Origin of the sequence: Pseudomonas sp. B20 (assembly GCF_020515755.1) — a bacterium.
GTDB lineage: Bacteria > Pseudomonadota > Gammaproteobacteria > Pseudomonadales > Pseudomonadaceae > Aquipseudomonas > Aquipseudomonas syringae.
This window is the reverse complement of record NZ_JAHPJG010000024.1, coordinates 1-14,964: the sequence shown is the minus strand read 5'-3', so window position 1 is coordinate 14,964 and position 14,964 is coordinate 1. Positions and strand designations below refer to the sequence as shown.

Annotated in this window: 15 protein-coding genes; 11 read left to right on the top strand and 4 right to left on the bottom strand. The window is 59.7% G+C overall.

What is annotated here, in order from left to right:
• Positions 1-234: 234 nt before the first annotated feature.
• The 3 genes from LIX91_RS21420 (at position 235) to LIX91_RS21410 (ending at position 2,813) form a co-directional block, all read left to right on the top strand.
• Entirely contained in the window at positions 235-909 is a 675-nt protein-coding gene (locus LIX91_RS21420) for a heavy metal response regulator transcription factor (RefSeq protein ID WP_003420115.1), read from the top strand.
• Positions 906-2,297, top strand: coding sequence for a heavy metal sensor histidine kinase (locus tag LIX91_RS21415; protein WP_226489097.1), 1,392 nt, complete (start codon positions 906-908; stop codon positions 2,295-2,297). Before LIX91_RS21420 ends, LIX91_RS21415 begins: the two co-directional genes overlap by 4 nt.
• Positions 2,298-2,411: 114 nt before the next feature.
• Entirely contained in the window at positions 2,412-2,813 is a 402-nt protein-coding gene (locus tag LIX91_RS21410) for an MAPEG family protein (protein ID WP_003405186.1), read from the top strand.
• Positions 2,814-2,859: 46 nt separating this feature from the next.
• Here the strand turns inward: LIX91_RS21410 and LIX91_RS21405 are convergent, their stop codons facing one another.
• Together LIX91_RS21405 and ligB are read right to left on the bottom strand one after the other, a co-directional pair.
• Complete coding sequence (locus LIX91_RS21405; RefSeq protein ID WP_226489096.1) at positions 2,860-3,276, bottom strand: DUF1090 domain-containing protein; 417 nt, start codon at positions 3,274-3,276, stop codon at positions 2,860-2,862.
• A gap of 40 nt (positions 3,277-3,316) precedes the next feature.
• Positions 3,317-5,002 (bottom strand): NAD-dependent DNA ligase LigB, encoded by a 1,686-nt coding sequence (gene ligB, locus LIX91_RS21400; protein WP_226489095.1) that lies wholly within the window; start codon positions 5,000-5,002, stop codon positions 3,317-3,319.
• A 280-nt stretch (positions 5,003-5,282) separates the two neighbouring features.
• Between ligB and LIX91_RS21395 the strand changes: the two genes are divergently transcribed.
• Positions 5,283-5,903 (top strand): LysE family translocator, encoded by a 621-nt coding sequence (locus LIX91_RS21395; protein ID WP_226489094.1) that lies wholly within the window; start codon positions 5,283-5,285, stop codon positions 5,901-5,903.
• An 81-nt stretch (positions 5,904-5,984) separates the two neighbouring features.
• On the opposite strand, the gene metK is transcribed toward LIX91_RS21395, so the two are convergent.
• Both metK and LIX91_RS21385 read right to left on the bottom strand, forming a co-directional pair.
• Positions 5,985-7,175, bottom strand: coding sequence for a methionine adenosyltransferase (metK, locus tag LIX91_RS21390; protein WP_003372639.1), 1,191 nt, complete (start codon positions 7,173-7,175; stop codon positions 5,985-5,987).
• A 20-nt stretch (positions 7,176-7,195) separates the two neighbouring features.
• Entirely contained in the window at positions 7,196-8,191 is a 996-nt protein-coding gene (locus tag LIX91_RS21385) for an ArsR/SmtB family transcription factor (protein ID WP_074956175.1), read from the bottom strand.
• A 258-nt stretch (positions 8,192-8,449) separates the two neighbouring features.
• Here LIX91_RS21385 and tkt point away from each other — a divergent pair, with 258 nt between their 5' ends.
• From tkt to fba, 7 genes are all read left to right on the top strand, one after another.
• Positions 8,450-10,447 (top strand): transketolase, encoded by a 1,998-nt coding sequence (tkt, locus tag LIX91_RS21380; protein WP_226489093.1) that lies wholly within the window; start codon positions 8,450-8,452, stop codon positions 10,445-10,447.
• Positions 10,448-10,530: 83 nt separating this feature from the next.
• Positions 10,531-11,574 (top strand): erythrose-4-phosphate dehydrogenase, encoded by a 1,044-nt coding sequence (gene epd / locus LIX91_RS21375; protein ID WP_003411999.1) that lies wholly within the window; start codon positions 10,531-10,533, stop codon positions 11,572-11,574.
• 22 nt (positions 11,575-11,596) lie between these two features.
• On the top strand, positions 11,597-12,760 hold the full coding sequence (locus LIX91_RS21370; RefSeq protein WP_003420098.1) for a phosphoglycerate kinase: 1,164 nt from the start codon (positions 11,597-11,599) through the stop codon (positions 12,758-12,760).
• Between the two features lie 27 nt (positions 12,761-12,787).
• Positions 12,788-13,018 (top strand): lipoprotein, encoded by a 231-nt coding sequence (locus tag LIX91_RS21365; protein WP_003316354.1) that lies wholly within the window; start codon positions 12,788-12,790, stop codon positions 13,016-13,018.
• 84 nt (positions 13,019-13,102) lie between these two features.
• On the top strand, positions 13,103-13,300 hold the full coding sequence (locus tag LIX91_RS21360) for a hypothetical protein (RefSeq protein ID WP_032703402.1): 198 nt from the start codon (positions 13,103-13,105) through the stop codon (positions 13,298-13,300).
• A gap of 52 nt (positions 13,301-13,352) precedes the next feature.
• The gene (locus LIX91_RS21355) at positions 13,353-13,679 is read left to right on the top strand and encodes an MliC family protein (protein WP_003420097.1); all 327 of its coding nucleotides are present in this window, start codon (positions 13,353-13,355) and stop codon (positions 13,677-13,679) included.
• Between the two features lie 113 nt (positions 13,680-13,792).
• Positions 13,793-14,857 (top strand): class II fructose-bisphosphate aldolase, encoded by a 1,065-nt coding sequence (gene fba, locus LIX91_RS21350; protein WP_003316351.1) that lies wholly within the window; start codon positions 13,793-13,795, stop codon positions 14,855-14,857.
• Positions 14,858-14,964: the final 107 nt, after the last annotated feature.

The window sequence follows — 14,964 nt, the reverse complement described above, 5'->3', positions numbered from 1 at the left end:
TCGATCTGTACGCTGAGCGCGCACGTTATTCTCCAGTCGCATGACTCACCCCATCGAAAGCAAAAAACAAACAGGCACCAGGGCGCTGAAGTTGGCTGAGGGGACTGTATGCAACCGGAGTTATCAGAGGGATTGCTGCAAAATTACGATTTTGTTATCCAGCGGGATGGGCGTTTCTTTTCAGTACACTGCACGGCATCGTCATCCACCGTTCATCAAACAGGAAGCCTGGTTATGCGAATCCTTGTCGTCGAGGACGAGCCGAAAACTGCCGAATACATGCATCAGGGGCTGACCGAAAGCGGCTATATCGTCGATATCGCGGCAACCGGCCTCGATGGGCTCTATCTCGCGCAGCATCAGGCTTACGATGTGGTGATACTGGACGTGAACCTGCCGGAGATGGACGGCTGGGAGGTGTTGAGCCGCCTGAGGAAGACCGTCAGTACCCGCATCATGATGGTCACTGCACGCGGGCGTCTCGAAGAGAAGGTCAAGGGCTTGGAAATGGGCGCCGATGATTATCTGGTCAAGCCATTCGAGTTTCCGGAGTTGCTGGCACGGGTCCGCACGCTGATGCGCCGCAGCGAGCAGACCAGCACTTCCAAGGTGTTGCAGGTCGGCGATCTGGAGCTGGATCAGGGGCGCCACAGGGCATTCCGCGGCAGCCAGCGCATCGACCTGACGACCAAGGAATTCGCCCTGCTGCACCTGTTGATGCGGCACAGCGGCGAAGTCATGTCGCGCACCCAGATCATCTCTCTGGTCTGGGACATGAACTTCGATTGCGACACCAATGTGGTGGAGGTGTCGATCCGCCGTCTGCGCGCGAAGATCGACGATCCGTTCGAGACCAAGCTGATTCATACGCTGCGTGGCGTCGGTTACGTACTGGAAGTGCGTGAATGAAGCTGACCCGTCTCTCGACACGTCTCGGATTGACGGTCGCGGCACTTATCGGGTGTCTGGTGCTGGTCATGGAAATGCTCGCCTACGCAGCCATTTCCCGTCAGCTCGATATACGTGCCGAAGACGGTTTGAACGAGAAGTTCAGGCAGATCGAACACAGCATGAGCGAGGGGTTCCTGGGCGTTGTCGACATCGTCCAGTACCCGCACACGCTGCGTGACCAGATCGTCGGGCATGACAGCTTCTCGCTGACCATTCTCGACGTGGGCAACCCTCGGCAAGAATTGATGAGCGTCGGTAACCAGGAGGGACGAAGTCTGCCGGTTCCCGATACCGACTCGTTGCCGCAAGGCTTTCAGGAACTGAAATCCGCCCAGGGCCACAAGATTCTGCTGGGTTACAGGACCGTACGCCTCAAGACCGGCCAGGACGTGCTGGTCAGGCTGTCCATGGACAGGGAAAGCGACACCGTGCTGCTGCACGCTTACGTCAGATCGACCTGTTTGGCCTTGCCGGTGATTCTGCTGCTGGTCGGCTTTGGCGTCTGGTGGGTGGTGCGTCGCGGGCTCAGGCCGCTGGGGGCGTTCAGGAAAGTCACCGCGCTGATCTCGGCCCGCGACCTGTCTCATCGCATGAAAGTGAAGGGCCTGCCTGACGAGTTGCGCGACCTGGCACATGCCGTCAACTTCATGCTGCACAGGCTGGACGGTGATGTGCAGCAACTGGCGCAGTTCTCGGACGACCTCGCGCATGAGCTGCGCTCACCAATGAACAATCTGATGGGCAGGGCGCAGGTCACGCTGTCCAGACCGCGCCCGTCGGAGGAGTACAAGCAGGCACTGGAATCCTGCACCGAAGAGCTGGAGCGCATGTCGCGCATGATCAGTCAGATGCTGTTTCTGGCCAGCGTCAGCCAGCCCGCAGCGCCGTTGCCGGTCGAGGTCATCGACCTTCGTGAGGAGGCAGACAAGGTCGCCGAACTGTTTTCCTCCTCGGCGGAGGATCGCGACATCACCTTGCAGGTTCAGGGGCATGCCAAGGCGACCGGGGACCGGCTGATGATTCAGCGAGCGATTTCCAATCTGCTGTCCAACGCCATTCGTCACGGTCTGTCGGGCAGCGTGATTACCCTCACGCTTGCCACACATGAGGATGAAGTGTCACTGGCGGTGCGCAATGCGGGGGATGGCATCGATGCCGAGCACCTGCCGCGCCTGTTCGATCGTTTCTATCGGGTGCATGTCAGCCGCGCGCGACAGCAGGGCGGGACCGGGCTTGGGCTGGCGATTGTGCGTTCCATCATGAGCCTGCACGAGGGGCAGGTTACGGTGCAGAGCGAGCCAGGCCAATTCACCACGTTCAGCCTGATCTTTCCTAAACTGGTGTAATGCGTCAGGTTGGTGGTCGTTCTTCAAGAACCTTTCGCTGACCCCCCGCTCATAGTGTGTGAGCGGGTATTGCCCGGATGCTTCCGATGAAGCTGAACCTATAAGGATGGACGTATGACAGTTGCTTTCTGGTGCGTGCTGGTCGCGATCCTGCTGCCGATTATCTGTGCCGGTATCGCCAAGTTCGGCAGCGGCAAATTTGGCAGCGGGCATAATCATGACCCGCGGGCCTTTCTCGACAAGCTGGAGGGGTTCCCGCGCCGCGCGCACGCTGCCCAGCTGAACAGCTTTGAAGTGACCCCGGCGTTTGCCGCAGCGGTGATCATTGCGCACATTGCCGGCAACGCGCAGTTGGTGACGATTGATGTGCTGGCGGTGTTGTTTATCACCAGCCGCCTGCTCTACATCATTTTCTACCTGGCCGATCTGGCCGCACTGCGCTCGCTTGTCTGGCTGGTGGGCATGGGCCTGATCATCGCGCTGTTCGGGGTATCGGCTTTCCCGGCCGTGTCCTGACAGTCTGTTCGCGACGCTGCCGATCATGGGCAGCGTCGCGACCTGATCAATCGTCTGACTGGACTTTCTCGAGTTCGGTCTGGGCTTGCTGCAATTCCTTGCGCGAATCGGCGAGCTTGTCCTTGCGCTTGTTGATCTTCTCCGGATCGCCCTTTTCCATGGCCTTGTTCAGGTCGGTCTGACGGCGGCTGACTTCCTGCTTGGCGTCGAGCACCTTCTGCTTGCGCTGTTTGATCAATGACGTTTCGGTGCAGTTGGCATTGACCTCGGCGAGTGCCTTTTCAAGGCCGGCCTGTTCCGCCTTGTCACCCTCGGTCTTGGCATCCTGAATCTTGCTGCTGATTTCCTGGCTTTTGATCTGGCATTCGGACGGCATGGGGGAGGGCGCCTGTGCGTCTGCGAACACGGTTGTAGCGAGCAGCGTGCAGCTGGTGAAAAGAATCAGTGGCGATAAAAACTGCATATGAACTCCGTTTGAATACGGACAGAAAAATGAACGTCCGCTACTTAAAACCTGAAATGCTCTGTGCCTGCAATTGCTGGCTCAGTGCCTGTACCTGTGGGTCCTGAAAAAAAGCCCTGAGTCTGGCCGCACGACCAGGACCAATGCCTGGCTCTGCTTGCCATTGCTCAACGCTGCGGTCAGCCAGTTCGTGCCAGTTGTCGGGCAGTCTGGCGCCTCCCGTGGGCGGCAGCCCGATGGCCTTGAGCCATGTCTGAAACGGCCGTTCGCGTGCGGTTTGCAGGCTGTCGAGCAGTTTAGCGCTACTGCGTTCAGCGAAGCCGGGAATGTTAACAAGCTCAGCATGATTCAGGGTCATCCAATCGAGTAAGCCCATGACTTGGCCGCTCTCGATAAGCGTGTTCCAGGTCCCCGGACCAACGCCGGGCAGTGCCAAGCCTTTCTTGCTGCTGAGCCATGCCAGTCTGGCGCGGAACTGGCTTTCACAGCCCGGTGTGGCTTGCCAGCAGCTGAGTTCATGAAAGTCGTCGGCTCGTGGAATGATCATGTCGGCTCGTTCGGCAGCACGGGACACCACGCCATCGAGTCGTGGAATCGTCAGCCCGGCCAGGCTCACGGCGATCTGATCGCCAGGCCTGATATCCAGTGTTTGCCAGCGCTGCAGCGAGCCTGTGCTGATGCGGCTGACGGTACGGTCGTCAAGGCGTACCGGGGTCAGCTCCAGCACCGGCGTAATCCTGCCACTGCGGCCGATCTTGAAGTTGACCTTGCGCACCTCGGCCAGCGCCTGGGCGTAGGGATGTTTCCAGGCGGCAATCCAGTAAGGCGCACTGGCTTGCCAGCGCTGCGCGGGTGGGCGTTGACCCTGGCGCATGATCACGCCATCCGTGGCGAACGGCAGGGGATTGCGATACCAATGCTCGCGCCAGCGTGCGGCCTGGGCGTAGTTTTCCAGTGGATGCGTATAGGCCGCGCTGTCCTCAAAGCCCATGGCTTGCAGGCCTGCGAGACGTTGCGCCATAGCGGCAGGCCCGTTAGGCCAGTCCCAGACGAACAGCCCGATGGCGTCGGCCTGCTGCGGGCTGATCGTCTGCCGCGCCAGTAATCCTGCGACCTTGCTGCGCGCGTTGACGCTGCCGGACGCGGCCTGAATGTGGTCGTCCAGCCGCCAGTACAGCTCGCCTTGCAGGATTGGGGATTCAGCCTGGGGCAATTTTTGCGGAATGGCCTTGATCAGTCGCGCCTGCGAGGTCCAGTCCTGCCCCTTGCGCCCGTCACCACGACTGATCGCCTGCACAAGCTGGCCTTGTTCATAGACCAGCGTGACGGCTACGCCATCGACCTTGGGTTGAATCCACAGATCGTTGCGGCCCTTGAGCCAGTCCTTGACGCTGCCTTCGTCGGCCAGCTTGTTGACGCCCGTGTGCGGAACGGGATGAGGTAACGGGCCAACGGCTGTCTTTAGCGGATCGGACTCGGGGGTGGAAACGGCAAAGCACGAGCGCCACAGGCTCAGCTTCTGCCGCGCCTGATCGTAGAGCTCGTCCGGGATTTGCGAAATGCCCTGCCGGTGGTAGCTGTCGTCCCACTCAGCAATCCGCTGTTGCAAGGCCGTAACCTCGCTGTGCGCCTTGGCTGCAGGCCAGTCAGGGCATTGGCTGGCATGGCCGAGGCCGGGCAGAAGGAACAGAAGAGCACACGTCATCAGTCGAACGGTGGGCAGCATCGAAGCATCCTTGCTTTAGGAATGGACCCGATGAGGCTAGTCGTTGTCGCGTGGTGAAGGGGTAGGGCTTGGTTACCGGGTTTTGCCATTGCGCAGGTAGGCATGTCCACGCAGAGTGCTCAGTGACTCCACCTGCCCCTTCGTGAGCAAGCTCACAAAGACTAGGTACGCATGACTCTTGCCAACACAGCCCGGCCGCATTTCACGGCGCAGCTGTGTCTTGACCATTCATTAAAAAAAGCCAGACTGAGTAGCTGATTCAACTCAGGGACTGGAGCCAATGGACATCTCGACTCTTGCTGTATTCATTCCGGCCTGCTTTGCGCTGAACATGGCGCCCGGTCCGAACAATCTTCTGTCGATCAGTAACGCTACACGCTATGGCTTCGCCAGCTCGTGCGTCGGCGGAGCGGGGCGCTTGCTGGCGTTTGTCATCATGATCGCCTTGGCTGGCGCAGGACTGACTGCTGTGTTGCACACGTCAGAGTGGTTGTTTCATGTGATCAAGGTCGTCGGCGCGGCGTATCTGCTTTATCTCGCGGTGCAGCTATGGCGCGCCGACCCGGCTATACAGAACCAAGCAGAGGTTGCACCAGCCAACGCTGGCAGCCTTGCGCGTCAAGAGTTTCTGGTGGCTATTGGTAATCCGAAAGCGATCCTGCTGTTTACGGCTTTTCTTCCGCAGTTTGTGGATCAGCAAAGTGAGGTGTCAGGTCAGTTCGCGGTGCTGGGCGGTCTGTTTCTGGTGCTGGAGTGCGTAGCGATCGCGTTGTACGCCGCGATGGGGATCCATGCTCGTCGCCTGTTGGCCAAACCCAGTGGCAAGCGGTTGTTCAACAGGATATGCGCGGGGTTGTTGGCGGGCGCTGCATCGGTACTGCTGGTGTCGCGGCGGGCTTGAAGTGTGACCGCGGAATGACTGCCGCGCAGACGAAAAAAAGCCCCGAAACGACCAGGTCGTCCGGGGCTTTTTTCTGGGGTTTTACAGGCCGGCAGCTGCGCGCAGGGCGTCGGCGCGGTCGGTTTTTTCCCAGGTGAAGGCGGTGAAGGTGTCATCGCCAACGGTCATTTCGACCGGGATACGGCCGAAGTGGCCGTAGGCTGCAGTGGCCTGGTACATCGGGTGCAGCAGGTCGAGCATGGTGGTGATTGCGTAAGGACGCAGGTCGAAGTTGTCGCGGACCAGCTTGATGATCTTGTCATCGGACAGCTTGCCGGTGCCGAACGTGTTCAGCGAGATCGAAGTCGGTTGAGCGACGCCGATGGCGTAGGACACCTGGATCTCGCAACGCTCGGCCAGGCCGGCAGCGACGATGTTCTTGGCGACGTAACGACCGGCGTAGGCGGCCGAACGGTCAACCTTCGATGGGTCCTTGCCGGAGAATGCACCACCACCGTGACGGGCCATGCCGCCGTAGGTGTCGACGATGATCTTGCGGCCGGTCAGACCGCAGTCGCCTACCGGGCCACCGATGATGAAGTTGCCGGTCGGGTTGATGTGGAACTGGGTGTCCTTGTGCAGCAGGTGCGCAGGGATGACGTGCTTGACGATCAGCTCCATCACGCCTTCGCGCAGGTCCTTGTACGACACATCCGGGTTGTGCTGGGTCGACAGGACGATGGCGTCGACGCCGACCACCTTGCCGTTTTCGTAACGGCAGGTAACCTGGGATTTGGCATCCGGGCGCAGCCACGGCAGCAGGCCTGATTTACGCGCTTCGGCCTGACGCTGCACCAGCTGGTGGGAGAAGGTGATCGGCGCGGGCATCAGCACGTCGGTCTCGTTGCTGGCATAGCCGAACATCAGGCCCTGGTCGCCAGCACCCTGATCTTCAGGTTTGCTGCGGTCAACGCCCTGGGCGATGTCTACCGACTGCTTGCCGATGATGTTCATCACGCCGCAGGTGGCGCCGTCGAAACCGACGTCGGAGCTGTTGTAGCCGATGTCGAGGATGACGTTACGCACGATGTCTTCCAGATCGACCCAGGCCGAAGTCGACACTTCGCCAGCGATGATCGCCACACCGGTCTTGACCAGTGTTTCGCACGCTACACGGGCGTATTTGTCTTCAGCGATGATGGCGTCCAGAACCGCGTCGGAAATCTGGTCGGCGATCTTGTCCGGATGCCCTTCGGACACGGACTCGGAGGTGAAAAGTGAGTATTCGCTCATCTCTACGGGTTTCCTTCATTTTACCGATGGTGAGTGTCGCCAGCCGGTCGCTGAAAATGGCGAACCTGGATCTGGAAACCATTACGTAAGCCTACATAGAGGCTTTCCCCGGGAACTAGCCCCGCAGCGATGGCCCAACGGGCCAGGTCTTCCTGCTCGAAACCTAACCAGAGATCGCCACAGGCCTCCCTGGCCCAACTCTGGTCATGACTACACAATTCTGTTACCAGCAGGCTACCGCCGGGTTTTACATGTTCGGCCAGTTGCTTCAAGGCTTCGGCCGGTACCGCGAAATGATGCAGCACCATGTTGAGGACGACGCAATCGGCGCTGACTTTAGCGTCGGTCAGTGCATCGGCCAGCCTCAGCTCAACGTTAGCCAGTGCCTTGCGCTCGCAGACGCCACGCGCCAGATCGAGCATGACCGGGCTGTTGTCCATCGCAATGACCTGACCGAAGCGTCGCGCCAGCTCAGGGAGGAAGCCGCCGTCACCGGGGCCTACTTCCAGAGCGGTTGCCTGGGCGCCGAAGCTCAGTTTGTCGAGCAAGGTCAGCAGGCTTTCGCTGTACTGCGCCAAACCGGCGATCAGGTCCTGCTGGGCACGAAACTTTTCTGCGGTACGGGCGAAAAAATCCTGGCTGGCCAATGCCCGTTGCCGATGCACCAGGCCGATACGGCTCTGTACGTCGTCCGGCAAGTCCAGCGTGTCCACTTCATCGAGCAGCGCCGCATGCAGCCTGCCACCCGGCAAGTCGGTGTGGGGCAGGGCGCGCCGGTAGAAAATCGCGTTGCCTTCACGCCGTGTCGCTACCAGGTCAGCCTGCGCCAGCACCTTGAGGTGGTGGCTCATGCCGGACTGGCCGATGGCGAAAATCTGCGCCAGTTCCAGGACGCCGAACGAGTCGTTGGTCAGCACACGCAGCACGTTCAGCCGCAAGGGATCGCCGCCGGCCTTGCACAATGCAGAGAGGTCGTCGCATGCATCGTGTCGAATGGCAGGTACACGCAGGTTCATAGCTGCGCAGTCTAGAGAGCGATCCGGAGTGTCGCAAGGGCAATATCAAAAAGTTTTGATATTGCTGGATGGGTGGCGCCGGTCAGGCGTTGTGAACTTGTCGTGCAGACGGGTGATCCAGTCTTTGCGTACCAAATAATGTCCGCAACCCCGGAAAAAAGCCTATGGTCGTCTATCTGTGATTGCCCCCGGCCTGTCCGTGAGGGAAAATAGCCTTCTTTTTCTCAATCCTATTTCTTAATTCCCAGGAGATCAGCGATGCCAAGCCGTCGTGAGCGTGCCAACGCTATTCGTGCCCTCAGCATGGATGCCGTGCAAAAAGCCAACAGCGGCCATCCGGGTGCCCCCATGGGCATGGCGGATATCGCCGAGGTTCTTTGGCGCGATTATATGAAACACAACCCGGCAAACCCTTCGTTCGCCGACCGTGACCGTTTCATCATGTCCAACGGCCACGGCTCGATGCTGGTCTATTCGCTGCTGCACCTGACCGGCTACGACCTGTCCATCGACGACCTGAAAAACTTCCGTCAATTGCACAGCCGTACTCCCGGCCACCCGGAATACGGTTACACGCCTGGCGTCGAGACCACCACCGGTCCGCTGGGTCAGGGCTTTGCCAACGCCGTCGGTTTCGCTGCTGCCGAGAAAACGCTTGCCGCGCAGTTCAACCGTCCAGGCCACTCCATCGTCGATCACCATACCTACGTGTTCATGGGCGATGGCTGCATGATGGAAGGTATTTCCCACGAAGCGGCCTCGCTGGCCGGTACGTTGCAACTGAACAAGCTGATCGCGTTCTACGACGACAACGGCATCTCCATCGATGGCGAAGTGGAAGGCTGGTTCACCGACGATACGCCGAAGCGTTTCGAGTCCTACGGCTGGTTGGTGATCCGCAATGTCGACGGTCACGACCCTGAAGAAATCAAGACGGCCATCGAAACCGCTCGCAAGAGCGATCAGCCAACGCTGATCTGCTGCAAGACCACCATCGGTTTCGGTTCGCCGAACAAGCAGGGCAAGGAAGAGTCCCACGGTGCGCCGCTGGGTGCTGACGAAATCGCCCTGACCCGTGCTGCACTGAAGTGGAACTACGGTCCTTTCGAAATCCCGGCTGACATCTATGCCGAGTGGAACGGGAAGGAAAAAGGCCTGGCTGCCGAAGCCGAGTGGGATCAGCGTTTTGCTGATTATTCCGCCGCCTTCCCGGAGCTGGCCAACGACTTCATTCGTCGCATGAGTGGGCAATTGCCTGCTGATTTCGCCGAAAAATCAGCGGCTTATGTCGCCGAAGTCAACGCCAAGGGCGAAACCATTGCCAGCCGCAAGGCCAGTCAGAACGCGCTGAGCGCACTGGGCCCGTTGCTGCCGGAAATTCTCGGCGGTTCGGCTGACCTTGCCGGGTCCAACCTGACCATCTGGAAAGGCTGCAAGAGCATCACCGGCGAAGACCCTAACGGCAACTACCTGCATTACGGCGTTCGCGAATTCGGCATGGCCGCCATGATGAACGGTATCGCTCTGCACGGTGGCTTCGTGCCTTACGGCGCAACCTTCCTGATCTTCATGGAATATGCGCGCAACGCGGTGCGTATGGCCTCGTTGATGAAGAAGCGCGTGATCTACGTATTCACCCACGACTCCATCGGTCTGGGCGAAGACGGCCCGACTCACCAGCCGATCGAGCAATTGACCAGCCTGCGTACCACGCCGAACCTGGACACCTGGCGTCCGGCAGATGCCGTTGAATCGGCTGTGGCCTGGAAATACTCGCTGGAGCGTAACGACGGCCCGTCCGCGCTGATCTTCTCTCGTCAGAACCTGACTCACCAAGCGCGTGAACAGCAGCAAATAGATGCCATCGCTCGTGGTGGTTATGTATTGCGCGACTGCGCTGCAGAACCCGAGCTGATCCTGATCGCGACCGGTTCGGAAGTCGGTCTGGCCGTTGAAGCCTACGAAAAGCTGACCGCTCAGGGTCGCAACGTGCGTGTGGTGTCCATGCCATGCACCAGTGTGTTCGAAGCTCAGGGCGCAGACTACAAGCAAGACGTTCTGCCGCTTCAGGTCAGCGCACGTATCGCCATCGAAGCGGCCCATGCTGACTACTGGTACAAATACGTGGGCCTGGAAGGTCGCGTGATCGGCATGACCACCTTCGGCGAGTCGGCGCCTGCGCCGCTGCTGTTCGAAGAGTTCGGCTTCACGCTGGAAAACGTCCTGAGCATTGCTGAAGAGCTGCTGGAAGACTGATCAGCTATGTGATGTTGATGTTGTGGGAGCGGACCGGGCGACGCTTCGCTCCCACATGATTGTTATTCCCTGGCGAAAATTTCATGCCCCAGCCCCGCCCCTACAAAGTTGCTCTGAACGGTTACGGCCGTATTGGTCGTTGTGTCGTTCGCGCGCTGTGCGAGCGAGGGGCCAAGGCCGGGTTTGAAGTGGTTGCCATCAACGATCTGGCCGACATGGCCAGTCTCGAATACCTCACGCGCTTTGACTCCACACACGGCCGGTTTCCCGGCGAAGTGCGGGTTGAAGGGCAATACCTGCACATCAATGACCACCGGATCAAGGTGCTGCGCAGTGCGACGCCGGAAGGCATCGACTGGGCCGGTCTGGAAGTCGATCTGGTGCTTGAGTGCTCCGGCGTCTACAACACTCGCGAGGACGGCCAGCGTTTTCTGGAGGCCGGTGCGCCGCGGGTGCTGTTTTCCCAGCCGATGGCCAGCGAACGGGATGTCGATGCCACCGTGGTGTTCGGCATCAACCAGCACAAGCTGACTGGCCGCGAGCTGCTGGTCTCGGCCGCGTCGTGCACCACCAACTGCAGTGTGCCGCTGCTGCGCTTGCTGGATCAGGCCATCGGCCTGGAATACATGACCATTACCACCATCCACTCGGCGATGAACGATCAACCGGTGATCGACGCTTATCATCACGAGGATCTGCGCCGTACCCGCTCGGCCTTCCAGTCGATCATTCCGGTGTCCACCGGTCTGGCGCGAGGAATCGAGCGGCTGCTTCCGGAACTTGCCGGCCGAATTCAGGCCAAAGCTGTTCGCGTGCCGACGGTGAATGTGTCCTGTCTGGACATTACCTTGCAGATGTCGCGAGACACCGATGCCGTGGAGATCAACCGTATCCTGCGTGAGGCCGCCACCAGCGGCCCGCTCAAGGGGCTGCTGGCTTACACGGAACTGCCGCACGCCAGTTGCGATTTCAACCATGACCCGCATTCGGCCATTGTCGATGCGAGTCAGACCCGCGTTTCCGGACCCCGGCTGGTCAATCTGCTGGCCTGGTTCGACAACGAGTGGGGCTTTGCCAATCGAATGCTCGACGTCGCCGATCACTTTCTGCGCGTCGCTGACCAATAACAGTAAAAAAACAGGAATGCTCATGACCGTCTTGAAGATGACCGACCTCGATCTGCAAGGTAAACGTGTACTGATCCGCGAAGACCTCAACGTCCCGGTAAAGGACGGCGTGGTCAGCAGTGATGCACGTATCCTCGCTTCGCTGCCGACCATCAGGCTGGCGTTGGAGAAGGGCGCGGCCGTCATGGTCTGCTCGCACCTTGGCCGCCCGACAGAAGGTGAGTTTTCTGCCGAGAACAGCCTCAAGCCGGTTGCCGACTACCTGAGCAAGGCGCTGGGTCGTGACGTTCCGCTGGTTGCCGATTACCTGGACGGCGTCGACGTTAAGGCCGGTGATGTCGTCCTGTTCGAGAACGTTCGCTTCAACAAGGGCGAGAAAAAGAACACTGACGAGCTGGCGCAGCAATACGCAGCGCTGTGCGACGTGTTCGTGATGGATGCCTTTGGCACCGCGCACCGTGCCGAGGGTTCTACTCACGGCGTGGCCAAATTCGCCAAGGTGGCCGCTGCAGGTCCGTTGCTGGCTGCCGAGCTCGAAGCGCTAGGCAAGGCCCTGGGTGCTCCGGCCCAGCCGATGACCGCCATCGTTGCCGGCTCCAAGGTTTCCACCAAGCTGGACGTGCTCAACAGCCTGAGCGGCATCTGCAATCAGTTGATCGTCGGCGGCGGCATTGCCAACACCTTCCTGGCTGCGGCCGGTCACAAGGTCGGTAAATCGCTGTACGAACCTGATCTGCTCGACACTGCGCGCGCCATCGCCGCCAAAGTCAGCGTGCCGTTGCCGACTGACGTGGTGGTTGCCAAGGAGTTCGCCGAGAGCGCTGCCGCTACCGTCAAGCTGATCGCCGACGTCGCCGATGACGACATGATTCTTGATATTGGCCCGCAAACTGCTGCGCATTTCGCCGAATTACTGAAATCTTCAGGGACTATCCTGTGGAACGGTCCGGTCGGCGTGTTTGAGTTCGATCAGTTCGGTGAAGGCACCAAGACGCTGGCCAAGGCCATCGCTGAAAGCCCGGCGTTCTCCATCGCGGGCGGCGGCGATACGCTGGCAGCCATCGACAAGTACGGTGTTGCGCAACAGATTTCCTATATTTCGACCGGTGGCGGTGCGTTCCTCGAGTTCGTGGAAGGCAAGGTTCTGCCAGCGGTGGAAATGCTCGAACAACGCGCCAAGGCTTGAGTGAAAGCTTTGGACAAGGAGTGGTCAATGGTCAGGGCGTTACCGTGGTTTCTCATCGCAGGTTTGTTGGCCGGTTGCGCGGGCAAGCCTGCGGCTGAAGAGGTGGAGAGCGACTCCCCGACCCAACCGCTCCAGCTAAGCTGCTATCAGGCGGGCTGGCAGGCAGAAACGGTGCCGGTGGTCTACAAACGCGGCGGTCCGGAGGTGTGGGATCGTTATGAATTCATGCCGCGGACCGGCAATGTAGGCTGTCTGTGAGCCAGGTCTGAAACCCGTTGGCAACATTGACGGGCTTCAGCGGTCTTTAAAGGGTGGATATTTTTCCGCGAAAGGAGTTTCGCCATGAAGATCGCTGCCCTGGCTCTGATGAGTTGCATTGTACTGGCTGGTTGTACCGGTTCTGGCTCGCGTGCCAAGACCTGTCAGATATTCAGCCCGGCTGCCGTGAATGTGCCGACGACTGAAAACAGTCAACGGGTCGAGGCACATGTCACCGGTGAGCCGGCCGATGACCGAAATCAGCAACAGAACTGCCCCTGACAGTTGAAACGACCGGCACGTGCCGCGTTTCGCAGGGCAGCCAGGAGACGTAATGAAAGGCGTGATTGCCCTTGGGGTTTTGGCAGTGCTTGGCGGTTGTTCGAGCATGAGTTCACCGCAGCAGAATGACCCCTGGAATCGCTGGGTATGCGACAGCAATGCAGAGGTCAACTGGCGCTACATCGACTCGGCCAGGAAGGAAGTCGATGTGCGTCTGAATCAGAGCGATCAGGTGTTCAGGCTCAAGGCCGAACCCGGCGCTGCCAGCGGTACGCTGTACAGCAACAATGTGTTGGCATTCGTCAACAAGGGTAGCGAGGGCCTGATCTACTGGGACGCTACCAACGATCTGATCGGTCGCGGCTGCAAGGCCAGATAAGTCGGATCTCGGGCACACACGCACGGCCTCGCGGCTGAGCTTATAACTTGAATGGCAGCCGCCACTACGGCAGGCTTGCTCGACTAACGACCCTACCGGGAGAGACACAGACAATGGCACTTATCAGCATGCGCCAGATGTTGGACCACGCAGCCGAATTCGGCTACGGCGTTCCAGCTTTCAACGTAAACAACCTGGAACAGATGCGCGCCATTATGGAAGCGGCCGACAAGACCGACTCCCCGGTGATCGTCCAGGCTTCTGCCGGTGCCCGCAAGTACGCCGGTGCGCCGTTTCTGCGTCACCTGATCCTCGCCGCGATCGAAGAGTTTCCACACATCCCGGTGGTCATGCACCAGGACCACGGCACCAGCCCTGACATCTGCCAGCGCTCGATCCAGCTGGGCTTCAGCTCGGTGATGATGGACGGCTCGCTGCGTGAAGACGGCAAGTCCCCGGCCGATTACGACTACAACGTCGACGTTACCCGCCGTGTTGTGTCCTTCGCTCACGCCTGCGGCGTTTCGGTGGAAGGCGAGCTGGGCGTGCTGGGTTCGCTGGAAACCGGCATGGCCGGTGAAGAAGACGGGGTTGGCGCGGAAGGCGTTCTGGATCACAGCCAGATGCTGACCGACCCGGAAGAAGCCGCCGACTTCGTCAAGCGTACTCAGGTCGATGCCCTGGCCATCGCCATCGGCACCAGCCACGGCGCTTACAAGTTCACCAAGCCGCCTACCGGCGACATCCTGGCGATCGAGCGTATCAAAGAGATCCACAAGCGCATCCCCAACACTCACCTGGTGATGCATGGTTCTTCGTCCGTTCCACAGGAATGGCTGAAGATCATCAACGAGTTCGGCGGCGACATCAAAGAAACCTACGGTGTGCCGGTCGAAGAAATCGTTGAAGGCATCAAGCACGGCGTGCGCAAGGTCAACATCGACACCGACCTGCGTCTGGCGTCGACCGGTGCCATCCGCGAGTTCATGGCCAAAAACCCGAGCGAGTTCGACCCGCGCAAGTACCTGGCCAAGACTGTTTCGGCCATGCGCGACGTCTGTATCGCCCGTTACGAAGCATTCGGCACCGCTGGCAACGCCTCGAAGATCAAGCCGATCTCCCTGGACGCCATGTTCGAACGCTACGCGCGTGGCGAACTGGATGCCAAGGTCAACTGAGTTGACTGAGCATTGAAGAAACCCGCAGAAATGCGGGTTTTTTTATGTCCGGCCAAAAGCACTTGCCGGGCGAATGAATGCTCCGCGCTCATGGTTAGACACAAGTA